Genomic DNA, 22,581 nt, shown 5'->3' with positions numbered 1-22,581 from the left:
TTTTAAATAGATGATAATAATAAACTTTACGTAAAAACCTCTCTCCAAACCTCTCTCCTGCAAGGAGAAAGGCTTTAAAATAACCATTTTAACAACTTTCAAGTTATGTTTATTGTTTTTCCTGTCCCCTCTCTTGTTAGGAGAAGGTTAGGGAGAGGTCTAACTATCAGGATATAATTGATTATAGGCATCCTGAAATGTTGTTATTCCTTTAATTAGAGGATGAATATCATACCAAACTTTACTTCCTCCCTCTGATTCGAGATAGCGATATTCTAAAATACAACGATTAAATAATAAACCCCGATGTAACTGATCATTAACTATTTCTTTGGAATAATGAACATTTGCCAGATCTTTCCATTCATTCGCATAAATGGTATCTTTATATGTCTTTCGCAATTCGCTAATTGAACGCTGCAAGGTTTTGTCAGTAATAGGTAAAGACGTTGTATATTTGAGTGCTTCCTTCATTAATAATAATAAATTCCGCGCATGACCGCCACTCATTAAACATAACATTTCTAAAGATGATCTGCTTTCAAATAAATCAACAATAGATTTATTAGGATCTACTTTCTTTAGTCGTTTTTGGAGAATTTCAATAACTTTATCAAGTCCTGGTGAAAAAGGCTCATTTTCAGGAGTTTTTACCATAATCATCGGTAAAACTTGGGGAAGTCCATAAATCTCTGTTAATGATGCTGCGCGGTCAGAATAAAGTAAAGAAATTGGTATGGTATAAACTAAATGACAATCTAAATCTTTCAGTTGTTCATTACGGTCTATAAAAATTTCGTCATGATTGCTGCGGTTATCTGCTTTAGTTACAGGGACAATTCTATCTAGGTTATCAGCAATTAATACTAATTCGTTATATCCTGAAGGAAGATTTTTTTAGCATCTCGAATAAATTCATTTAATGCCTCAGTTAAAGTGGTAGTATGGGGATTAATTAAATCACGAATTTTTCGGCGTTCACTGGGTTCACTTCGGATTTTAGTGGTAATTTTGGCAAATTGTGAAACCTGTGCTTCAATTGATAATTCATCTATAGAAATCTTTGTTTGTAATAAATCTTTTAGATCTTCACATCGTTCTTTTAACCAATTCAATACAGCTTGAGAATCTGTTCTATCTTTAAATGCTGTTAAAATATTGCGAGTGCAAGCTAAAAGAATATCTGTATATTGAACATCCTCTGGATCAATATCTGCTTCATCTGCCGCAAAGTAGACGACAAAAAAACCATTTTCATCTAAATCTTTTTGTAGTCTTAGTAATTCTGTAGATTTACCTGCACCACGATGACCTGCATACAGTTGACAGGTTTTTCTGTCAGAATATAATATCTCTTTCCCTACCGCTTCCAATATGTCACCATCTCCCCTCACATCGGTACAATCCACATAAGCAGGATCTCCAGCAGGTAAAGGTCGGAATGGGTCAAAAGCGTTATATAACTGTTTTAAGAAGGCAAAATTTGAGGTCATAGTCGTAAATTTCAGCATCTAGAGTTATATTAACGCAAAAACACTGAGATTTATATTTTTATTTGAATACTTACCAGCATCCAGAGCAAAACCTGCATAAATGCTATACTAAACGAGTAACTCTTAGAGTGATAAATTTATGAGTTCACCATTTCCAGGGATGAATCCCTACTTAGAAAATCCTGATTTATGGTCAGAAGTACATCATAGATTAATTACAGCGATCGCTATTGCTATCTCTCCTACTTTGCGTCCTCAATATCGAGTAGCTATAGAAAAACGTACCTATAGACTTGATACTGAAGACTCTTTATTAATTGGTATTCCTGATGTAGCAATTTTATCAGTTAAACAAGCACAAAAACCAAGTATTAGGAAAACTGCAATAGCGACTTTACCCACAGAAACAGAGAATAGGGCGATTACTGTAACCTTACCATTACCTTTAGAAATTAAAGAAGGATATTTAGAAATTAGAGAAGTTTCTACAGGTAAGGTAGTAACTATAATTGAGATACTTTCTCCCACTAATAAAAAAACTAAAGAAGGTAGAAAATCCTATTTAGATAAACGGGAGAAAATATTGCAAAGTGATACTAACTTAGTAGAAATTGACTTAATTAGAACTGGGGAAAAAATGCCCATTGTCACCAGGATTTCTGATACAGATTATCGCATTTTAATTGTGAGATCCTATCGGTTTCCATCGGCTCAATTATTTGCATTTTCCGTCAAACAAACTATACCTAATTTTCCCATACCTCTACAAAAAGGAGAGGAGGAAATAGAGTTAAATTTACAGAATTTGTTCTTAGAAATATATGAACAAGCTGCATTTGATTTAACTTTAGATTATCATATTCCTCCTGTAGCAGACTTGTTAGCGGAAGATCGAGAATGGATGGATATATTATTAAAAGAACAAGGAAGAAGAGAGTAAATAAAAATTATTACTGACATTGCCGTTAAAATGATTGATTTGGTCTTAAAAATCCCCGTATCTAGAGACCGGGGACTGTCAAAACCCTACTCTACTTCCACCACACTAATAATCCTCTCATCCCTATTGAGTTGACAAATACTTTCACCCTTACTATCTTTGTTGAGATTAGGAACTGCATCTACCGATACGCGGATAACTCGCTCCTTATTTGTCAATAATGCGACCTCTGAACCTGGCTTTGCTGCTACCATAGCCGCTAAATTGTCCGTTTTATTATTAAATTTCACAAGTTGTACCCCTAAATCCCCCCGACTAGCCGCCCTTAACTGATTTGCTGGCATAATTTTGCCATATCCTTCTTCCGTCACCAGCAATAATTGGTGATTTTTGCTGACATTGACACAACCAACCATTTGCTGATTTTTCAAAAGGCGGAAAGCTTGTAAACCCATTGCAGCCCGACCCATAATCGGTAGTTGTTCATCATTGACGGGAAACCTTAATAGACGACCGCTAGAACTCGCCAAAATTAGATGTTCTCCGCTGCTGAGGAATTGGGTAAACGCTAATTCGTCATTATCTTTAAGCTTCAAAATTGTAATTCCTCGCCGTGAGAAATTCACAAATTCCGACAAAGATAGGCGTTTAATCCGTCCTTCCTTCGTTAACAGAACCATTTCCAACGTTTCGGGTTTTTCTGGCAACAAGAACCGAGTAATGATACCTTCCGTGTTACCTTGAGCGGTACTGGTAAGCATCGTAATCAATGGCGTTCCTCGTGCTGAACTTGTAGTGAGCGAAGTCGAACTACGTCCAGTAGTCAAAGGAATATCTCCCACCGTAATGGGATAGACTTTACCACCGCTAGTGAGGATTAACAGGTCTTTGTGAGTATTAGTTAATGCCGTTTGGATCAGGAAATCATGATCCAACAAGCCGTTTTCCCCTTTTGTTTTTTTACTGTTAGGGGAAATCCGCCGCACATAACCCCGCTGAGTAACTTCGACAATAGTTTCCTCTAGCGGTGCTTCCGGTTTAGGAGTGGGAATTTTCGCTGGAGAATTATCTGCTGCGGCTACTGCTGCTGGTTTAGCCTTACCTTTCTCTTCGGAAACTGGTTTTTCTGTAGTGTGAATTATTTTCGTCCGTCGCGGATCATTGTACTTCCGTTTGAGAGTTCGCAAATCTTTTTTCAGGGCTTTGAGTAATTCCCGTCTGTCGTCCAGTAATGTCCGCAATACGCTAATTTCCCGGTTAAGTTGGTCAAATTCCTGTTGTAAATTTTGCTGTTCTAAACCAGTGAGACGACGTAAGGGCATAGACAAAATGGCATCTGCTTGGACATCACTTAAATCTAGGCGATTACAAAGTGTCATCTTGGCGGTACTGCCATCGGGCGCTTGCCGTAATATAGCAATAACATCATCCAAATTTGCTAAGGCTTTCAGTAATCCTGCCAGGATATTTACCCGATTTTCCGCTTTTCCTAATTCGTAACTGTAGCGACGGTTGAGAGTATGTTCTCGGAACTTGAGAAATTCGTCTAATAGTTGTCGTAAGGTTAATTGGCGAGGTTGTCCATCAACTATAGCTAAGAGAATCGCGCCAAAGTTAGTTTGTAAAGCAGTTTGGTGATATAAATGCTGGAGCAATTCCTGGGGATTTGTATCGCGTTTGAGTTCAATAACTACACGCATTCCGTCTCTGTCACTCTCATCTCGAATGTCAGAAATTCCTAGTAAACGACCTTGGTTGACTAAATCGGCGATTTTTTCAATCCAACCAGCCTTATTAACTTGAAAGGGCAGTTCAGTGACTATTAATGCTGTCCGGCGTTTAGTTCCCCTGGTGGCAGGAATTTCTTCCATTGTGACGATGCCGCGCATAATAATACTACCTTTACCAGTGGTATAGGCTTCTCTAATGCCGCCATGATCAACAATTTCCCCACCAGTAGGAAAGTCGGGACCAGGAATTAATTGAAATAATTTTTCATCGCTTAACTCTGGGTTGTCAATTAAGGCGATTAAGCCATCAACGATTTCTCCCAAATTGTGGGGGGGGACATTTGTAGCCATACCTACGGCAATTCCTGCACAACCATTCAGTAACAAAAATGGTAATTGAGCCGGGAGTACGGTTGGTTCTTGTTGGGAATTGTCGAAATTACCAGTAAAATCCACAGTTTCGTCGGCAATTTCCGCCAACATTCCCTCATGTCCCACCGGTGCAAGACGGGTTTCCGTGTAACGCATGGCTGCCGGTGGGTCATTATCAACGCTACCAAAATTACCATGTCCTCCCAGTAAGGGATAACGGCTGGAAAAGTCTTGGACTAGCCGAACTAAGGCATCATAAACTGATTGATCACCGTGAGGATGATATTTACCGAGAACGTCTCCCACTACACGAGCGCATTTTCGGTAAGGTCGATCTGGTGTTAAACCGAGTTCGTGCATGGCATATAGAATCCGCCTATGTACTGGTTTTAACCCATCTCGAACATCTGGTAAGGCTCGCCCCACAATCACACTCATGGCATATTCTAGGTATGACCGTTGCATTTCGGTGTGTAGGGCGGTGGTGATGACCTGTCCCTTGGAGAGAAGGTTTAACTGTTTTGCCATGAGGTTTTTCCCTGAATTTTGACTACACAACAGCCGCTAGAAGTTGACACGCTCCGCAATCACAGCATAACGGATTAAATAGAAATACTCACACAATCTTGATACTCATGAAGATAAAAAGCAGTAGTATTATCCTTGATGTGATCCAAGCTTATAGATTATTAAAAATACAATACAGATTGGTCAGGTGTTAACCCTATTTAATATAAAGTCTCATGAAAACTGTTCTAATTGTGGAAGATGATTTAATTAATGCTCGCGTTTTTTCTAAAATTCTGAGTAAACGCGGGGGATTGGGGGTAAAACATACGGAAAATGTAGAAGAGGTCATGGAAATTGCCCAAGCTCGTGAAATTGACCTGATTTTAATGGATGTGTCCCTATCACGTAGTGTATACCAAGGTAAGTCTGTTGATGGGATCAAAATTACACAAATGTTAAAGTCTAACCGACAAACAGCCAACTTACCAGTGATTTTAGTGACCGCACACGCGATGGAAGGAGATCGGGAGAATTTTTTGAACCAAAGCGGTGCTGATGCTTATATTTCTAAGCCTGTGGTTGATCACCAACTGTTTATTGACCAAATTATGGCTCTTTTACCACCAGAATAGTCAGTTGTCAGTTGTCAGTTGTCCGTTGTCAGTTATCCGTTGTCCGTTGTCATCCGGTCATTGGCAAATTCTTTCCCCCTGCTACCTGCCCCCTTCCCCCTGCTCCCTGCTCCCTACCACCAGTACATCACGGCGTAAATAAAGCAACCATATTCAATCGCCAAAAAGCTTACTGTATATTAGTTTTGACTTTTGACTTTTGACTTTTGACTTCCGCCCTGCGGTACTAGGGTGCTTCCTCCTGGGGCTGTGAGGCTGATTTAATTTGTGGTAATTCTAAGAATTTTTTGGTGTCTGTAAGTAAGCGATCGCCCCACAGGTTTTCTTTGAGAAAATCTAAATTGCCATAACGATAATCTATGCGGAGCGCGGATACTCCCATTTGTAAACTTTTTTGTTTATCGCCCTGATTATAGGAAGCTACGGCTAAAGCTAATAAAGGTTCTGCGGCTTTTTTATCAATGCTAACTGCTGTTTGCCATTGCTGGATCGCTCCGGTGACATCACCTTGTTCGTATTTGATTAAACCAATATTGTTAATTGCTGGCCAAAACTTTTTATCTTGGTTGACTGCTAAATTGAATTGAGCGATCGCATCTGGGAATTTCTGTAACATCAAGTAAGCATTGCCCAAATCAAACAACCCTCCAGAATAATTGGGTTTTAATTTCAAACCAGCTTGATAATTGGTAATAGCTCCTTGGTAATCTTTTTTTTGAAACTTAGCTGAACCCAACGCAAACTGCACTTCAGGATTTTTAGGATTGAGGGTTTGGGCTTTACTCAAGGAGGTAACAGCCTGATCAAATTCTTTATTTTGTAAATGCAAACTCCCCAGTAGCCACCATACTTTGTCATTCTGCGGGGCTAATTTCGTAGCCAACTGCGCTCTGAGCAAAGCTGGTTCAACCTGCTGAAACTGAGCTAATTGAGCCGCTTGCTGGGCTAAATTCAAGCCCTGTTTCTCTAATTGAGCATTATCAACTTGCACTGTATGCGGAATGAATGCTTGAGCATGAGCAGCTTTTGGCAAACTCCATACACTACAGGCAACTAAAAGAGAAATCAACCGAATATATTTTGGCACACTACCACCTACTAGTCCGAATATTGGAATCTTATCGCTAACGCCACGCTATCAGATAGATTGGTCAATTGTCATTGGTCAGTTGTCAGTTGTCAGTTGTCAGTTGTCAGTTGTCAGTTGTCAGTTGTCAGTTGTCAATGAGTAATTTTATTCTTCCTTCTTCCTTCTTCCTTCTTCCTTCTTCTTCTTCTTCTTCTTCTTCCTCCTCCTGACTCCTGACTCCTGACTCCTGACTCCTCTTATCAAAAATGGGTAGAATCACAGTGAAAGTAGTACCTTCACCCAGATTGCTGGCTACTTGAATTTGTCCTTGATGATGCTCGATAATGGCTTGAGCGATCGCTAATCCTAATCCTGAACCAGTAGTTGTGACTGTAGCCGTTTTCCCACCTTTATGACTTCGTGCCGGATCAACTCGATAAAAGCGGTCAAATAATTTTGGTAGCGCGTCCGCAGGAATACCAGAGCCAGTATCACTAACTTTTACTTGTAAATGAGAATTAGTGTAACGCATTCCTGTAACTCGATTTATCCCCTCTATTCTTGCTAACTCCACTTTTATTACTCCTTGGGGTGGAGTATATTGCAAAGCATTACCAATCAAATTTGTAAATAATCTGACTAATTGCTCCCAATTTCCCGTGAGAGTAAACCAGTTTTCTAATAATTCGGGATTAACTTCCATCAACGGAGAATCAACTAAGTTCAAACCCAGATTAATTTGTTTTTCTCTAGCTACAAATTGTTGTTCGTCTACAACTTCCATCAATAAAGCATCAAGAGGACAAGATGAAAATAAATCTGTATTAATCCCACTATCTTGTCTAGCCAAAAATAGCAAATCATTAACTAACTTTCCCAATCGTTGAGTAAGTCGTTCTACTACTTTTAATTGTTGTTTATATTGAACCGTATTTTTTTCTTCTTCCCCTGCATCCAAATCAGCCAAAGCAATTTGCACATTAGTTTGAATTAAAGCAATTGGACTTCTTAATTCATGGGAAGCATCAGCAGTAAATTGTTTTAAGCGTTGGTAAGATTCTCCAACTGGTTCCATAGCTTTGCCAGATAAAAACCAACCACTAGCGGCTACTGACAATACCATTAAACTAATCCCTAAAGCCAAATCAAAAATTAATTCTCGGCTAGGTTTCGTTACCTCAAACCAAGGATGACTTACTCGTAAATATCCTAAAACCTGTCTTCCTTTTTCTATCCTTTTCGTAACTTGTCTAAATAACTGTGCAGATTCTCCCCATCCTCCCATTCCCTCTATTCGTACAGTTTCACCTGTATGATGAGTATGAACAGGAATATCTAATATTTGTGAAAAAGTTGACCATAATAATTCACCATTAGGACTAAACCACTCTAAATCAATCCGATCATCTTCGGCATTTTCAGCATTATTAGGAAAACTAGCTTCTACATTTACTCGCACTTGATTTGATTGAAAGTTTATCGGTTCAATTACCAAAGAACGCTCGACAACTTCCACCACATGATACAATGTATCGTCAATTCTTTCAATTAATGTACTGCGAACATACAAATATACTCCACTGGCAAATAATAATAGTAAAATCGCAGTTATAGTAGTGTACCAAATCGCTAACCGCCGACGAGTAGCTTGAAACAGATAAATAGACATAAAATTAATAAGCTTTCAAAATCGAGATCCCCGACTTCTTTAAAAATTCAGGGATCTATGTTCTGGGAATTACCCATTTAATACCATAACTCTGCTTGACGAGAAGAGCGACAGTCCCATCACACAGCCTATGTTCATAAACGAATCCATCAACTGAGGTATCTCCGTAAACGAAAATGATCTCCCGCAGTTGTGGTGATTTAGCTTCAGTGATGGATTCTTGTCCCCAAAGAACGTCATCCTCTGGAAGATAGTCGTCTTTGCAAAAATCACACAGCAGCCGAGATGAGTCCACAACGGGTGCTATATTACTAAGAGGTTGTTTGAAAAGTATTAGATGAAACCGATAATCTCCAGAAACCTAACCCCCCTTCCCCCCTTCCCTACAAGGGAATGGGGGTTTCAAAGCCTCTCCCCGCGTCGGGGAGAGGTTTGGAGAGGGGTTTATTTATACATTAAAAACTTTTCAAACATCCTCTAAAGCTAGTTTGTGCCAGCGCAAAATCTTCCGTGCGAATAAAATAAGCTGAATATGATTTCATAATTCCCATCTTTGCTTGATCTGATCGAATAAATTACCCAGTTTCTATTGAAACACTTAAGTAGGAAGATTTTATCTGAAAAAATAATTACAGCAGTGGCAATTCGCTATAGGAAAAATGAGGTTAACTATTAATTAGTATTATTTTTCTACACAAGTGTAAGCTGTTACGCAGCTAAACTTAATATTTTGCAGCCTAGAGTCCTGACAATAAGGCTTTTGGGCAAAAAAAGTAAATGTGTAACAGCCTATTAACATTTTTTCAGTTAAACAAAATAAGAGGCATTAGATTTTATTCACACATCCTATAATATCAGCTATCATGCTTACTCATACAGTAGTTCTGCTCGAGTAAAAAATAGTTCTCGGTTGGTATTTCCCTTACCCTGTGAGATTGAATATTTAATTATGAGACTTGTCGCCTTAGTTGCATCAAAAGGCAATGAAACAATTTGATCTTTGGAACCGTATATTATCTTACCAGACCAAACTTTTTTTGGTTTTTCGGTATTATTAGTTGTGAAAATAATTACCTCATAGATCAAATTATCTCCTTGTTTAGCTAGATCTTTCAATCCAAATTGAAGAAAAATTCCTTTTTGATTTCCACTTAAAGAAAAAACTACTTTCTGCTCCTGATTCTCTCCACGTAATTTAAAAATAGAATCATATATTCTATCGGAAATTGCAATCTTACCATCAGAAAATACAATATTATTAAGATAATCTGGTAAAACAGTTTCTTTCGTGAACTGATTAGCCCCTTTGAAACTACCTAATTCTACAGGCTTTACTTCCGCAAGACCAGGATCTGACAAATTTGGTTGAGATGAATTTTTGTATCTTTCATCTCCCTGTTGAATAATAATTTGAACGTTAGACTCTTGCCTATTTTCTTGCCTATTTTCTTGTTGCCCGTATACAGTTTTGTTTCCTCCAGTATTGTCTCCTTGAGTGCTTTTGTCTCCTCTAACGATATCTCCTCCAGCGGTTTCCTGCGTCTTTCCAGCAATATTAGTCCCGTTGAACAATGAATCAATCTTACCTTTAGCAAGTATGCCGAAAACAAAAACTACTAGAAGAGCAATACTTGACAAAATCCACTTCCGGTCTATTTTCTGGCCTGTCATACCCTGAATACCCTTAGTTACTGTATAATTAAAGCAGATTTCTGAGTAATTTGGCTTCCAGTTTATCATAACGTTGAAAAAATATCAAGAAATTGCTAGATATCGTCAATATCCAGGTGTTATACAAAATTGTGTAGCTTATCTACCTGATTTGGAGTGGTATTGGGATTGAAAATTTAAAATCCTATGATTATTCAAGCTTTTTGTAAAATACTTGTCTGAATAAAATATTTTTTTATACATAAAAATATCAAATCGCCAACTTAATCAGGTTTCTATACCAAGAATTGTTAAAATCTATGCCCCAGCCATTAAGATATTGATATTCATGCTCTATGGGCAATATCTGCCTTAATCTAGGTGATCATGGCAAAACCAAAAAAGAATTCTGATTCCATAAATCTAAGTGATCCACAATACTACATTAACCGTGAATTAAGTTGGCTAGAATTTAATCATCGGGTCTTACATGAGGCTTGTGATCCCAGAACTCCTCTGTTGGAAAGGCTGAAATTTTTGGCCATTTTTAGTTCCAATCTGGATGAGTTCTTTATGGTACGAGTAGCAGGTTTAAAGCAACAGGTAGAAGCCAGTATTAATTTATTAACGCCAGATGGACGCACACCAGCAAAACAGCTAGATGATATTCGTCTGCATTTGACTCCCCAACTCAAAAAACATAACGCAGAATTTGAGGAAGTTCTGCGACCACAGTTAGTAAAACAGGGAATCTATATTCTCGATTACATACAACTGAATCAAAGACAGCGAAATTACTTAAATAACTATTTTGAAGAACAGGTTTTTCCGGTGCTAACTCCCCTCGCTGTTAATCCTGGTCATCCCTTTCCCCACATTTCTAATCTCAGTTTAAACCTGGCAGTGGTGGTCAAAAATCCCGATACTGAGGAGGAGTCTTTTGCTATAGTTAAAGTCCCGAAAGTCTTGCCACAATTTTTACCCTTACCACCAGAGTTGGGAATTCAGGAAGATGGTAAAACTGCTCATTGGATCGGAGTTCCCTTAGAACAAGCGATCGCTCATAACTTAGAATCCCTCTTTCCAGGGATGAGTATCCAAGAATATCACCCCTTCCGCATTACCCGTGATGCTGATCTGGAACTAGAAGAAGATGAAGCAGATGACCTGTTATTAGCTATTGAACAGGAACTTCGCAAACGCCGCATGGGTGGAAATACCGTCAGGTTAGAAATTCGCTCCCAAACCCCCGCATCAATTCGTTCCCGGCTCTTACCAGATTTGGGATTAACCGAAAGCGATATTTATGAAATTGATGGTCTTTTAGCACTGCGGGATTTAATGTATTTTCTGGCATTACCATTACCAGAACTTAAAGATCCCCCCCGTCAATCTGTTGTTCCTTCCCGCTTGCAACGGCTCAGAGAACCCTGTATTGATGCTGACGTTCCCGAACTAGAAGAAGGAAGAGACTTTTTTTCCATCATTCGTGAAAAAGATTTACTCGTCCACCATCCCTATCAATCCTTTTCTGGTACAGTAGTCCGCTTTATTACTAGCGCTGCCCATGATCCTCATGTTCTTGCCATTAAAATGACTCTTTACCGGACTTCTGGGGACTCACCCATCGTTAATGCTTTAATTGCTGCGGCAGAAAATGGCAAGCAAGTTTCTGTATTAGTCGAATTAAAAGCCCGGTTTGATGAAGAGAATAACATTTACTGGGCAAGGCGTTTAGAAAGTGTTGGTGTTCATGTTGTCTATGGTTTAGTTGGTTTAAAAACCCATAGCAAAATTGTTCTGGTAGTACGCCGGGAAAAAGACAGAATGCGCCGTTATGTACACATTGGTACAGGGAATTACAACCCAAAAACTGCACGACTCTATACAGATTTAGGCTTATTTAGTTGTCGGGAAGAATTAGGTGCAGATTTAACAGATGTGTTTAATTTCTTAACAGGTTACTCTCGCCAAAAATCCTATCGAGAAATTATGGTAGCACCTGTGAATATGCGCGATCGCTTTCTGGAATTAATTAAGCGCGAAATTGAAAATGTCCACAATGGATTTTCTGGTCGCATCGTTGCTAAAATGAATGCCCTCGTTGATCCACAAATCATTTCTACACTATACGAAGCTTCTCGTGCAGGTGTACAAATTGACCTAATTATTCGCGGTATTTGTTGTTTGCGTCCCGGAGTGCCAAACCTGAGCGAAAATATTCGCGTCATCAGCATTATTGGTCGCTTTTTGGAACACTCCCGCATATTTTACTTCTACAACAATAGTCAAGAAGAAATATATATTGGTAGTGCGGACTGGATGCGTCGCAATTTAGATCGTCGAGTGGAAGTCATTACCCCCATTAAAGACCAAGATATTGCTAAGGACTTGCAAGAGATTTTAGGAATTATGTTGGCAGATAATCGTCATGCTTGGGAATTACAACCTGATGGTAGTTATATTCAAAGATGTCCTTGTGATAACTGTCCAGAAGCTAATTCTCAAAAAACTATTATGTCTATGACATTACGATCTGTAGGCATAAATTAAACTCTCATTAGTTGCAGCAAAAGTGAATAATAACCTCTGCCAATATCACCGACTTTTCTGATCAATTTTCTCATGCAAATAATTAATCAGAGAAGTCGGGGATCTCAACCATAGCTTAATTGACGTACGCTGCTGTAAATTCTTCTTCAGTCAATAGATATATATATTTTCAATAGTCTTCAGACTTATACAACTATCAGACTAAATGTATATTGGTGAGGATATTAGACTTGATATTCGGTGATGAATAACATATTTTGGAGATGCACTATCATAATAAGTAGGTGAACACAATAAAACCAAACTGTGTAAAGAAACGTAAAATCGCCCAAACCCTCTTCACTCTTGCCTCTTGCCTCTTGCCTTTTGCCTTGCCATAACGACAATTTTCAACGCCAACCTACTTATCCCAGTTTCATAAGTGCTGAATCTGTCGCCCCAGTATTATGCAAAAAAACAGTTTTTTATGAAAAATTTGCATAAAAATTAACCTTTAGTGGCTACAATTCATCCATAAGATAAAGTAAGGAAAAATCTCCATATCCCTTTCCCAATCTGCCACCAATCAGCGATGATAATAAAAGATGAAAATAAATTATACTAAGCTTAAATTATGCTCGGCGGAATTTCTTTGGGAACACTTGGTTTAACAGTAGGTAGTATACTCACCATCACAGGTTTTGTTGCCTACTTCATGGATAACGCTACCCTCAATCTAGTAGGATTTTTCTATGGTTTTCCGCTATTACTGGGAGGTTTAGCCCTAAAAGCTAATGAACTTAAACCCATCCCCTTCAGCCAAACTACCACACCATCAATCCTCGAACTCAGAAAGCAACAGGCAACTGTCACACAAACTAAAATCCGCAAGGACATCACCCGCTTCTGTTATGGGCAAAAATCCCATCTAGATTTAGCCCTGGCTTATCTAGGTTTAAGTCCCACAGACGAAGTCAGACCAGTCGTCACCGGTTTGCGAGAAACCGAAATCAACGGCGCTTATACCCTAATCCTAGAATTCGATTCACCACTAATCACCTTTGATACCTGGCAACAAAAGCATGAAAAAATGACCAAGTATTTTGGTCCAGGTGTAGAAGTCAACATTAAACAGCCCAGAGAGGACTACATTGAACTGTCTTTGATGAAAATTTAATCTAAAACCTCTATCTCGCAAGGAACTCAAGTTCCTTGCTAATAACAAAAGTCATCTAAAGATGACTAAACACTTAAAAAAAGCTCCTAGTCCGTTAAAACGGACTTCAGCTATTAGACAGGGAATTTATTCCCTGGCGGGTGTCTGGCGGGTGTAAAAGCCAACTAGAATTAAATTTCTCGGAGATGTCTAATTGGGAAAGTGTCAAGATCCCCAAGATCCCCGACTTCTCAAAGAAGTCAGGGATCTGAAAATTAACAGGTAGCTAGACACAAATAGAAGACTGGAAGCAAGAAGGACAAGTTTATTTGATAACTTCTCTTCTGGAAGGGCGTTTTGGTAGTTTGGATGCTGAGTTATTTGGTTTGGTGGAAAAGATTGCTAATATTCCTATTTCTGAACGCACTCAGTTACTTCTTTCTTTGGGTAATTTATCCCGTGAGGAATTGTTGCAAAGATTGCAGAATGAGGCAGTTTAGGATATATTGTTTAATGTGTTTTTTTATATAGTCCTCAGATTAGAAATCTGGGGCTATACAGACAAAGCCTACCTGCGTAGGCTATTTTTATGGATAATTTTCATCAGATTAATCTTTAAAATGTCTTGATTTAATTTCTGGATGTTCTGCTAAAAAGCGTTCTATTTCTAAGTATGACCATCGCTCTACTTCCCAACCCTCTTTATCTCTTAAAGCATCTAAGCTATCGTGTAAAGTTGCGCCAATTATCCCGCTAGTCATGATACAAAAACCTTTAGCTGCTTGTGCTTTTAGCATATCACTTATATCAGGAACTTGTGATTTACCAAGAGATCGCTTATCGCTTTTTAATTTACATTGAGCTATCCATTTAATAGGTTTTTTATTAATATCTACACCTTTAGAAAATACAATATCTCTACCACCATCACGAGAGCGAGACTTATCAATTTTCTGTATATCAGTTAATTTATGTTTTTCTCTTAAAATATCATAACAAAGTTCTTCAAATTGATCATCATTTAACTGATTCCAAGAACATGATATATCATCAAATGTTGTAAATTTTGCTCCATCTCTTTTAGTATTATTTAGGTTTGCTCCATGTATATTTGCATATCGTAAATCCGCATTACTTAAATCTGCTCCCTGGAGATTCGCTTTTATTAATGTAGCTTCTTGTAGGTTTACTCCAGTTAGATTTGCACCAGTTAAATTTGCACCCCGCAAATCAGCCGAATGTAAATTTGAATTGCTAAAATCAGTATGAGTTAAATTTAAATTAGCCAATTTTGCATTTTTTAGATAACTATTACTTAAATCAATGCATTCTAACTCATATTTGGAAAAATGATTTCGTGTCTCAGATAAGCTAATTTGATTTTTCTCTTGTTGATTTATTTGAGCAAATTTTTCTTGATTAAGAATTTTCCAAACAATAGCCCATTTATGATCTATTTCTTTTTTTATATCAATTATAGTTCCAGTCAGATTAGCACCACTCAAATTAGCATTCTCTAAATTAGCACCACTCAGATCAGCATTCTCTAAATTAGCACCACTCAAATTAGCATTCTCTAAATTAGCACCACTCAGATCAGCATTCTCTAAATTAGCACCACTCAAATTAGCATTCTCTAAATTAGCACCACTCAGATCAGCATTCTCTAAATTAGCATAGCTTAGGTTCACGCCTTCAAGCTCGGCACTACTTAAATAAGCATCGCTGAAGTTGAAATGACTAAAATTTTTATGACTAAGATTGACACTACTTAAGTCAGTATTATTCAAGTTAGCACCATTCAAGTTAGCACTATTCAAGTTAGTCGCATTACTCAAGTCAGCATCACTTAAGTTCGCATTACTCAAGTCAGCATTACTCAAGTTCGCATTACTCAAGTTCGCATTACTCAAGTTCGCATTACTCAAGTCAGCATTACTCAAGTTAGCATTACTCAAGTCAGCATTACTCAAGTCAGCATTACTCAAGTCAGCATTACTCAAGTTAGCACCATCACTCAGGTCAGCACCACTAAGATTCAGATTACTAAGGTCTACACCACATAATTTTGTTTCAATTAATTTTGCATCAGTTAGATTGACATTACTGAAAATTGCAACTTCTAACTCTTCTGCATAACCATATTGTGAATTGTAAATACAATCATCTATATATACACAGTCATATTGAGAAAGCTCTGCATTGGCACAACATAAGTTTGCATAACTCAAATCAGCATTACTTAAATCTGAATCATGAAAATTAACACCTGCTAAATTAGTGTTGTGTAAAATTGCATGACTAAAATTAACACCACTGAAATTAGCACCACCCAAATCAGAATTGCTCAAATCAGCATTACTTAAATCTGACCCATGAAAATTAACACCTGCTAAATTAGTGTCGCGTAAATTTGCGTGACTAAAATTAACACCATTGAAATTAGCATCACTAAAATCAGCACCACTCAAATCAGCATTTCTTAAATCAATATTTTCCAAGTTTAATTCCTGAAAATCTGTTTCTCCTTCTTCATAAAGTGCTAGAAGTTTCGCAGCATCCATACTGTCTTATCCTTTTAGGTGGTATAGTTTGTTTCTAATTACCTTGATATTCTAACAAATTTACAACGTTAAAAGAGGGTTGTTTACTACACTTATTTAATTAATAGCTAGTAAAGATTCAGTAACTTTACTGAAAATAACCTTTTCTAGTTTTGTCAAAGTTGCCTAAATCTACGGAAGTTTAAATTCCCATGTAGATAGCTGATTAAGTCCATGCCCATAAGTCAAATTATATTGCAATGGAGTAATACTGATATATTTTTTTTGAATGGCATGAACATCAAGGGGAATGTGGGTTGGTAAGTTTAATTCTATAGGTGGTTCTACATCTTCGATTACCTCTCCAGTTAACCAGTAGTAAGTTTTACCTCTAGGATCAGTTCGCTTGTCAAAAACATCCACATAACGTCGTACTCCTTGTCTAGTGAAAGTAACTCCAGCTATTTCTTCCCAAGATAACGGGGGGACGTTGACATTGAGTAACATCAATTCTGGCAGTGGTTGGGCGGCAATTTTAGCAACCAGGACTTCAGCAAATTTAGCTGCTGGTTGAAAATCTTTATGGGTATGACTGGTTAAACTAAAAGCAATACTAGGAATACCTTCAATAACTCCTTCCATTGCTGCGGAAACAGTCCCAGAGTAGAGGATTTCTGTCCCTAAATTTGCACCTTGGTTAATTCCAGATAGCACTAAGTCGGGTGGAGAATCCAATAAAGCCCATAGTGCCAATTTTACACAATCTGAAGGCGTACCATCACAAGCCCAAGCTTTAATATCAGGATGAAACACAGATTCCACTATTTCCGCGCGAATGGGTTGCAGTAAGGTTAATCCATGACCTGTTGCGGATCTCTCTCGATCTGGACAAACTACTGTCACTTCATGACCCGCTGCTGCTAAGGTGTTGGCTAGGGTACGAATACCCAAAGCAGAAATTCCATCATCGTTGCTAATTAGTAATTTCATTTGTCATTTGTTAGTTGTTAGTTGTTAGTAGGGGCGAAGCATTTGGAAGATAAATTATCGGTCATTGCCAAAAATAGTTCTCCAAATGCTTCGCCCGTACAGTTGTTAGTTGTCAGTTGTCAGTAGGAAAAATCCTCTCCCCTACATCCCCTGCCTCTTGTCTGTTCCCTGCTTCCCTGTTCCCCGTTCCCTACTATAGACTAATGACTAATCACCAATGACTAATAACTAATGACTAGCAATTTAGAAGACCAACTTTTAGCATTACGACAAGAAGGAGAAACAGCGATCGCTGCTGCTGATAGCCTAGAACGCCTAGAAGAACTCAGAGTTAACTATTTGGGCAAAAAAGGGCAATTGGGGCTGCTGTTACGAAGTATGGGGCAAATGAGCGCGGAAGAACGTCCTCAGATTGGAGCGATCGCTAACACTGTCAAAGAAGCCATTCAAAACAGCCTTGACCAGCAACGCACAACCCTGGAATCTGCTCAAATTCTGGTACAACTAGAGGCGGAAACAATAGATGTCACCATGCCGGGTATTTACCGTCCCCAAGGTCGGATTCATCCCCTCAATGGCATTATTGACCAAACCCTAGATATCTTTGTTGGCATGGGTTACACCGTTGCCCAAGGATCAGAAATGGAAACAGATTACTACAATTTTGAAGCTCTTAACACCCCCCCAGATCATCCAGCCCGTGATATGCAGGATACCTTCTATTTACCAGATGGTAATTTATTGCGGACTCATACTTCCTCTGTGCAAATTCGCTACATGGAAAAGGAAGAACCACCTATTCGAGTTGTTGCCCCAGGTCGAGTATATCGCAGAGATGATGTAGATGCGACGCACTCAGCAGTTTTCCATCAAATTGAACTTTTAGCCATAGATGAAGGACTAACTTTTACAGACCTCAAAGGAACTGTGAAAATATTTTTACAATCAATATTTGGCGATTTACCAATTCGGTTTCGTGCCAGTTATTTTCCTTTCACCGAACCTTCAGCCGAAGTAGATTTACAGTGGAAAGGACGTTGGTTAGAAGTTATGGGTTGCGGTATGGTTGACCCCAATGTTTTAAAATCTGTGGGTTATGATCCAGAAGTTTATAGCGGCTTTGCTGCCGGTTTTGGTGTAGAACGGTTTGCAATGGTATTACATCAAATTGATGATATTCGTCGTTTGTATAATAGCGATTTGCGCTTTTTACAACAATTTTAATGCAGCGGCGGGGTTTCCCCGCCCTTAATAATCATGAACCAAAACTCAACCAACCAAAAATTTCTTTAACAGTTAATTCTAAATTGATATTTTCCAAAATTGGTAATTTATCATCACCTTCATATATTTCTATTTTTTGTCCAGGAAATACAGCTAATACACTTTCTTCCTCTGGATTTAATAACCAACCTAATTCAGTTCCGTGACGGGAACAATGCAATAATTTCGTTAATACTTTTTTCTGTGGTTGTTCAGGAGAAAGAATTTCTATTACCCAGTCAGGATGAATTTCAAACCGATTAGCAATTCTCCCAGATTCAGTTTTGGGGATTCTTTCCCACCGGAACACCGCAATATCAGGCACAATGGTACTACCACCAAAAGTACAACGTAGTTCTGGGAAGGCATAAGCAATCTTTGGCGTTTCCGCTACTTGATTAATATTGGTACAAAATTTAATCTGTAGACGACTGTGTTCACCTTGTGGCATAGGTTTTTGCAGGATTTCCCCGTTAATAAATTCTGATGCTGGTTTAGTTTCCGGTAACTTGAGAAAATTTTCTAGTGTAATCTGGCGTTCAGTGGTTATAGTCATAATTGGTAACTAGAAAGCATATTTATTATATTATAGGAATCATTAATTATATTTGAGAAATTTTAAGTAGCGTAGGGTTGGCATTGCCCACCAAAACCTGCCTACGGGGGGCAATAAAGTTTCCCATTATCCTTTCCTGGCTACAATTATGAACCAAAACTCAACCAACCAAAAATTTCTTTAACAGTTAATTCTAAATTGATATTTTCCAAAATTGGTAATTTATCATCACCTTCATATATTTCTATTTTTTGTCCAGAAAATACAGCTAATACACTTTCTTCCTCTGGATTTAATAACCAACCTAATTCAGTTCCGTGACGGGAACAATGCAATAATTTAGTTAATACTTTTTTCTGTGGTTGTTCAGGAGAAAGAATTTCTATTACCCAGTCAGGATGAATTTCAAACCGATTAGCAATTCTCCCAGATTCAGTTTTGGGGATTCTTTCCCACCGGAACACCGCAATATCAGGCACAATGGCACTACCACCAAAAGTACAACGTAGTTCTGGGAAGGCTATGGCAATTTTTTGACTTCTAGTGAGTCCATTGACAACTTCAATAAAAGTAGTCTGAATTAAGCTGTGTTCACCTTGTGGCATAGGTTTTTGTAGGATTTCCCCGTTAATAAATTCTGATGCTGGTTTAGTTTCCGGTAACTTGAGAAAATTTTCTAGTGTAATCGGGCGTTCAGTGGCTATAGTCATAATTGGTAACTAGAAAGCATATTTATATTATCAACGATAATGTCGAAAATTAGTTTTTGGGAAATATCTGTAAAATCAAGTACATTGGGTGTGTAATCACTGGCTATAAAAGCTTGAATAAATTACTTATCAGTATCGGAATGTTTTTTGGTTCTACCATTGGTAGCTATATTCCGCTTTTATGGGGTAGAAGTTTATTTTCGTTTACCTCAATCCTATTTAGTGTGATGGGGGGACTTTTGGGAATATGGCTGGGTTATCGGACTTCCAAATATTTAGGATTTATGTAATTTACTAGAATTATTCATCATTAATGAAGTAGGGGTTTAGCAATGCTAAACCCCTGATTTTTTCTATTTTATCAAAGCAGTTATGACAAAAATTTCTTATTTCAAAATCACATCATGTTGAGAAAGCAATTTTTCTACCTTGGCTTCTTCAATGCGGGAAGTTAATCGTTTGGTTTCATACATATCTCTGGTAGTTTTTGCCAAAGTAAAAGTAGAACCAACAGAAAAAGCTAAACCCATGCCCATAAATCCTTTTATCCAATTGTCTACAGGTAAATTGACAACACCAAAGGTAGTCATAGAAATAGATAAAATAAAAGCTGCCCATGTTTGAAAAACCCAAGCAGGACTATCTTTTTGTTGATTAAATGTTTGCATATTTCCCACTTTGTAATTACTTCCTAACAACACAATTGTATGTATTAGTAAAAAATCAGGTGAGAGTAACTTACCAGTTCCGTAACTGTACTTAATTAAAATCACGAAAAGGGCAGTAAATAAAGCAGTTATTCATAAAAAATTTGTACCAGTTTTATAAGTGGCACAAACTTGTAGAGACAACCGCAGTTTTTACCTAACTCCGCTGCCAAATTTTAATGGTTTTGTCCAAACTACCACTGACTAACATTTCTCCAGAAGCAGTAAAGGATAAAGCTGTGACTGTATTAGCATGACCTGTAAATGTCCCTAATAATTCCCCAGATTGTAAATGCCACAATTTGATAGTTTTATCAGCACTACCACTGGCAATAATTTGTTCGTCAGGACTTAAAGCAACTGTATTCACACTATCTCGATGTCCTTTGAGAGTGTGAACTAATTCCCCAGTGGCTAAATTCCAAACTCGAATAGTTTGATCTTGACTACCACTAACTAAAAATTTAGCATCAGCACTTATGGCTAGGGAACTAACAATATGAGAATGACCCATCAGGGTGTATATTGGTTGTATATCTGGCAATTTTTTCTGATTGAGTGTTGAGGATGTTTCCCAAACTTTGATTTTGCGATAACTACCTGTAATTAAAATTTTCCCATCTTGACTTAATACCATTGAATGGGCTGCTGTATCATCTAAAGATAGAGTATTTTCAACTTGGCGATCGCGCAAATTCCAAAATAAAATCTTGCGGTCATGGCCACCAGTCGCTAACATCTTACCATCAGGAGTAAACGCCACACAACGGACATCTCCATGATGTTTATGGAGAATATCAATTAGATCCAACGCCCCAGTATGCCAAATTTTAACGGTGGAATCTGCACCTACACTCACTAATGTTTGTCCGTCGGTGCTAAAAGCCAGAGAATTAACTTCATTAACATGATCAGAAATCACCCAAGGATATTCTGATAATGTCTCGATTAATTCACCTTTGGCTAAATCCCATAATTTTGTTTCTCCCCTGCTACCACTAGCTAACATCGGGATTGTTTTGACATTTTTAGATCCAGCATCTTCAACTACTAAGGTTTTGATAGCATAGGCTAAACAGTTAATACCTCTGGTATGTCCAATCAATGTTTGCCAGCATTCCCAATCACCAATAATCTTCTTTTGGGGATGATCTGATGGTAAGGTTTGAATGGTTTCTACCATCATTTTCTCATCAGTTATTGGCACATCATCTGGCTTACCACCCAGAGATTGTAAATACCAATTTAAGCCTCCCGCATATAATAGACTACTGGGAGTTAGATAAGTTTTGGCGTTGGAAAAATCTAGTTGATTTGTGGGTAAAAAACCAGTAATTACAGTTTGTTTGTGGTATCCTAATTTGTTATTTCCAGGATAAAACAAACACAAGAAAATTAATACTTGGTGGTTACTGATATCTTCTTGACTAACAGACCAACGAATTTTATCTTTTTTAATACCGTTAAAACTTTCTCCATCTGCTACGTGAATTTGAATACTCACTTTTGGGTTATTAGCTAACAAATAAGTAAACTTACTTTCACTACGTAAATTTCCCTCATCATCCAAAACCATATTGTCTAAAGTGTCTTGTGGCACTTTTCTCACCAATTTTCCTAAGCGTTCTGTAATCATCCAATCAACAATTTGTTCACGGACAAGATAATCTTCTGCTTGACGTTGAAAATAAGTAGGAAAGGGAATGATCCAATCAGGATATTCAGGATATTCTGGTGGTATCGGTGGGGGATTTTTGGCGAGAATTTCAGCTTGCTGACGGGAACATTCGAGAATTTTTGTGAATGAATCCCCCGCAAATGCCATTACCTCACTGTGATAACCTTTAACTCGACTTTCTAAAAGAGAAAGATCCGCCGTTTTCGGTTTTTTCACCCGGTTTAAGAAGTCAGTTTGTTGCGCTTTTAGTAAACTAATCCAATTCATCTGCATGATAGTGGCACACCATTGCATACCCAAGATAACTTATACTAATGGAATAATTACTCAATTTATAACTTCAGCCAAAATTCAGTAATCATCACAGTCTAATAGAATACA

Annotated in this window: 20 protein-coding genes; 7 read left to right on the top strand and 13 right to left on the bottom strand. The window is 37.9% G+C overall.

What is annotated here, in order from left to right:
• Positions 1–159: 159 nt before the first annotated feature.
• A complete protein-coding gene (locus BMF77_RS28850) occupies positions 160–657 on the bottom strand; it encodes a hypothetical protein (protein WP_371735176.1) in 498 nt (165 codons plus the stop codon).
• 209 nt (positions 658–866) lie between these two features.
• A complete protein-coding gene (locus BMF77_RS28845) occupies positions 867–1,493 on the bottom strand; it encodes a hypothetical protein (protein ID WP_371735174.1) in 627 nt (208 codons plus the stop codon).
• 139 nt (positions 1,494–1,632) lie between these two features.
• On the opposite strand from BMF77_RS28845, the gene BMF77_RS00375 reads away from it, so the two are divergent.
• A complete protein-coding gene (locus BMF77_RS00375) occupies positions 1,633–2,433 on the top strand; it encodes a DUF4058 family protein (protein WP_148759763.1) in 801 nt (266 codons plus the stop codon).
• Positions 2,434–2,519: 86 nt separating this feature from the next.
• On the opposite strand, the gene BMF77_RS00370 is transcribed toward BMF77_RS00375, so the two are convergent.
• Entirely contained in the window at positions 2,520–5,063 is a 2,544-nt protein-coding gene (locus BMF77_RS00370; RefSeq protein WP_148759761.1) for a DNA topoisomerase (ATP-hydrolyzing) subunit A, read from the bottom strand.
• 215 nt (positions 5,064–5,278) lie between these two features.
• Here BMF77_RS00370 and BMF77_RS00365 point away from each other — a divergent pair, with 215 nt between their 5' ends.
• Positions 5,279–5,677 carry a response regulator gene (locus tag BMF77_RS00365; RefSeq protein WP_148759759.1) on the top strand — a complete coding sequence of 133 codons (399 nt, stop codon included), beginning with the start codon at positions 5,279–5,281 and terminating at the stop codon, positions 5,675–5,677.
• Positions 5,678–5,688: 11 nt separating this feature from the next.
• Positions 5,689–5,880, top strand: coding sequence for a hypothetical protein (locus BMF77_RS27140; protein WP_148759756.1), 192 nt, complete (start codon positions 5,689–5,691; stop codon positions 5,878–5,880).
• A gap of 23 nt (positions 5,881–5,903) precedes the next feature.
• On the opposite strand, the gene BMF77_RS00355 is transcribed toward BMF77_RS27140, so the two are convergent.
• The 4 genes from BMF77_RS00355 to BMF77_RS00340 form a co-directional block, all read right to left on the bottom strand.
• On the bottom strand, positions 5,904–6,764 hold the full coding sequence (locus tag BMF77_RS00355; protein WP_148759754.1) for a tetratricopeptide repeat protein: 861 nt from the start codon (positions 6,762–6,764) through the stop codon (positions 5,904–5,906).
• A 127-nt stretch (positions 6,765–6,891) separates the two neighbouring features.
• Positions 6,892–8,403, bottom strand: a complete 1,512-nt coding sequence (locus tag BMF77_RS00350) for a cell wall metabolism sensor histidine kinase WalK (protein WP_246863183.1) — start codon at positions 8,401–8,403, stop codon at positions 6,892–6,894.
• Positions 8,404–8,470: 67 nt separating this feature from the next.
• Entirely contained in the window at positions 8,471–8,710 is a 240-nt protein-coding gene (locus BMF77_RS00345) for a hypothetical protein (RefSeq protein WP_148759750.1), read from the bottom strand.
• 572 nt (positions 8,711–9,282) lie between these two features.
• Positions 9,283–10,086: a hypothetical protein gene (locus BMF77_RS00340; protein ID WP_148759748.1), complete on the bottom strand. Its 804-nt coding sequence runs from the start codon at positions 10,084–10,086 to the stop codon at positions 9,283–9,285.
• A gap of 366 nt (positions 10,087–10,452) precedes the next feature.
• On the opposite strand from BMF77_RS00340, the gene ppk1 reads away from it, so the two are divergent.
• The 3 genes from ppk1 to BMF77_RS00325 all read left to right on the top strand — a co-directional run bounded on the left by ppk1 (position 10,453) and on the right by BMF77_RS00325 (position 14,253).
• On the top strand, positions 10,453–12,618 hold the full coding sequence (gene ppk1, locus BMF77_RS00335) for a polyphosphate kinase 1 (protein ID WP_148759746.1): 2,166 nt from the start codon (positions 10,453–10,455) through the stop codon (positions 12,616–12,618).
• A gap of 613 nt (positions 12,619–13,231) precedes the next feature.
• Positions 13,232–13,774 carry a DUF2854 domain-containing protein gene (locus tag BMF77_RS00330; RefSeq protein ID WP_148759744.1) on the top strand — a complete coding sequence of 181 codons (543 nt, stop codon included), beginning with the start codon at positions 13,232–13,234 and terminating at the stop codon, positions 13,772–13,774.
• A gap of 308 nt (positions 13,775–14,082) precedes the next feature.
• On the top strand, positions 14,083–14,253 hold the full coding sequence (locus tag BMF77_RS00325; protein WP_246863038.1) for a hypothetical protein: 171 nt from the start codon (positions 14,083–14,085) through the stop codon (positions 14,251–14,253).
• Positions 14,254–14,361: 108 nt separating this feature from the next.
• Here the strand turns inward: BMF77_RS00325 and BMF77_RS00320 are convergent, their stop codons facing one another.
• Together BMF77_RS00320 and surE are read right to left on the bottom strand one after the other, a co-directional pair.
• Entirely contained in the window at positions 14,362–16,317 is a 1,956-nt protein-coding gene (locus BMF77_RS00320; protein ID WP_148759740.1) for a pentapeptide repeat-containing protein, read from the bottom strand.
• Between the two features lie 171 nt (positions 16,318–16,488).
• Positions 16,489–17,286, bottom strand: a complete 798-nt coding sequence (surE, locus tag BMF77_RS00315) for a 5'/3'-nucleotidase SurE (protein ID WP_015078030.1) — start codon at positions 17,284–17,286, stop codon at positions 16,489–16,491.
• 231 nt (positions 17,287–17,517) lie between these two features.
• Here surE and pheS point away from each other — a divergent pair, with 231 nt between their 5' ends.
• Positions 17,518–18,510 carry a phenylalanine--tRNA ligase subunit alpha gene (gene pheS / locus BMF77_RS00310; protein WP_015078029.1) on the top strand — a complete coding sequence of 331 codons (993 nt, stop codon included), beginning with the start codon at positions 17,518–17,520 and terminating at the stop codon, positions 18,508–18,510.
• A 31-nt stretch (positions 18,511–18,541) separates the two neighbouring features.
• On the opposite strand, the gene BMF77_RS00305 is transcribed toward pheS, so the two are convergent.
• From BMF77_RS00305 to BMF77_RS00290, 4 genes are all read right to left on the bottom strand, one after another.
• Entirely contained in the window at positions 18,542–19,105 is a 564-nt protein-coding gene (locus BMF77_RS00305) for a Uma2 family endonuclease (protein WP_148759738.1), read from the bottom strand.
• Between the two features lie 146 nt (positions 19,106–19,251).
• Positions 19,252–19,815, bottom strand: a complete 564-nt coding sequence (locus BMF77_RS00300) for a Uma2 family endonuclease (RefSeq protein WP_148759736.1) — start codon at positions 19,813–19,815, stop codon at positions 19,252–19,254.
• Positions 19,816–20,201: 386 nt separating this feature from the next.
• The gene (locus tag BMF77_RS00295) at positions 20,202–20,483 is read right to left on the bottom strand and encodes a YiaA/YiaB family inner membrane protein (protein WP_148759734.1); all 282 of its coding nucleotides are present in this window, start codon (positions 20,481–20,483) and stop codon (positions 20,202–20,204) included.
• A 196-nt stretch (positions 20,484–20,679) separates the two neighbouring features.
• The gene (locus tag BMF77_RS00290) at positions 20,680–22,473 is read right to left on the bottom strand and encodes a WD40 repeat domain-containing protein (RefSeq protein WP_148766711.1); all 1,794 of its coding nucleotides are present in this window, start codon (positions 22,471–22,473) and stop codon (positions 20,680–20,682) included.
• Between the last annotated feature and the right edge of the window lie 108 nt (positions 22,474–22,581).

The organism is Dolichospermum sp. UHCC 0315A (genome assembly GCF_008121535.1).
Lineage (GTDB): Bacteria > Cyanobacteriota > Cyanobacteriia > Cyanobacteriales > Nostocaceae > Dolichospermum > Dolichospermum lemmermannii.
Note: the sequence above shows the minus strand (reverse complement) of the source record. Positions and strands in the feature narration are given on the sequence as shown.

What these genes read in the sequence shown, in the direction of transcription:
- BMF77_RS28850 (WP_371735176.1), bottom strand. Translation starts at nt 657, where the DNA reads ATGGTAAAAACTCCTGAAAATGAGCCTTTTTCACCAGGACTTGATAAA.
- BMF77_RS28845 (WP_371735174.1), bottom strand. Translation starts at nt 1,493, where the DNA reads ATGACCTCAAATTTTGCCTTCTTAAAACAGTTATATAACGCTTTTGAC.
- BMF77_RS00375 (WP_148759763.1), top strand. Translation starts at nt 1,633, where the DNA reads ATGAGTTCACCATTTCCAGGGATGAATCCCTACTTAGAAAATCCTGAT.
- BMF77_RS00370 (WP_148759761.1), bottom strand. Translation starts at nt 5,063, where the DNA reads ATGGCAAAACAGTTAAACCTTCTCTCCAAGGGACAGGTCATCACCACC.
- BMF77_RS00365 (WP_148759759.1), top strand. Translation starts at nt 5,279, where the DNA reads ATGAAAACTGTTCTAATTGTGGAAGATGATTTAATTAATGCTCGCGTT.
- BMF77_RS00340 (WP_148759748.1), bottom strand. Translation starts at nt 10,086, where the DNA reads ATGACAGGCCAGAAAATAGACCGGAAGTGGATTTTGTCAAGTATTGCT.
- ppk1 (WP_148759746.1), top strand. Translation starts at nt 10,453, where the DNA reads ATGGCAAAACCAAAAAAGAATTCTGATTCCATAAATCTAAGTGATCCA.
- BMF77_RS00330 (WP_148759744.1), top strand. Translation starts at nt 13,232, where the DNA reads ATGCTCGGCGGAATTTCTTTGGGAACACTTGGTTTAACAGTAGGTAGT.
- BMF77_RS00320 (WP_148759740.1), bottom strand. Translation starts at nt 16,317, where the DNA reads ATGGATGCTGCGAAACTTCTAGCACTTTATGAAGAAGGAGAAACAGAT.
- surE (WP_015078030.1), bottom strand. Translation starts at nt 17,286, where the DNA reads ATGAAATTACTAATTAGCAACGATGATGGAATTTCTGCTTTGGGTATT.
- pheS (WP_015078029.1), top strand. Translation starts at nt 17,518, where the DNA reads ATGACTAGCAATTTAGAAGACCAACTTTTAGCATTACGACAAGAAGGA.
- BMF77_RS00305 (WP_148759738.1), bottom strand. Translation starts at nt 19,105, where the DNA reads ATGACTATAACCACTGAACGCCAGATTACACTAGAAAATTTTCTCAAG.
- BMF77_RS00300 (WP_148759736.1), bottom strand. Translation starts at nt 19,815, where the DNA reads ATGACTATAGCCACTGAACGCCCGATTACACTAGAAAATTTTCTCAAG.
- BMF77_RS00295 (WP_148759734.1), bottom strand. Translation starts at nt 20,483, where the DNA reads ATGCAAACATTTAATCAACAAAAAGATAGTCCTGCTTGGGTTTTTCAA.
- BMF77_RS00290 (WP_148766711.1), bottom strand. Translation starts at nt 22,473, where the DNA reads ATGCAGATGAATTGGATTAGTTTACTAAAAGCGCAACAAACTGACTTC.